Origin of the sequence: Halomonas urmiana (assembly GCF_005780185.1) — a bacterium.
GTDB lineage: Bacteria > Pseudomonadota > Gammaproteobacteria > Pseudomonadales > Halomonadaceae > Halomonas > Halomonas urmiana.
Window position 1 is genome coordinate 1 of sequence record NZ_VBUI01000112.1, and the last position, 255, is coordinate 255.

Consider the following 255-nt stretch of genomic DNA (forward strand, 5'->3'; position numbering starts at 1 on the left):
GCAGAAGATCGGTGCCGACCTGGAAGAGGACATCCGCCGCGCCAGCATCCTGCGCGAAGAAATTGGCTGGGACCGCACCTTGATGATGGACGCCAACCAGGTGTGGAGCGTGGAGCAGTCTATTGCCAACATGCGCCGCCTGGCTGCCTTCGAACCACTGTGGATCGAAGAGCCGACCAGCCCCGACGACATCCTCGGCCACGCCACCATACGCCAGCGCATCGCGCCGATTGGCGTGGCCACCGGTGAGCATTG

1 protein-coding gene is annotated in these 255 nt (G+C 63.9%); it reads left to right on the plus strand.

All coding sequences use genetic code 11. The features are described from left to right. A partial coding sequence (locus FEI13_RS18975) for an enolase C-terminal domain-like protein (RefSeq protein ID WP_275668772.1) occupies positions 1-255 on the plus strand: 255 nt, incomplete at both ends.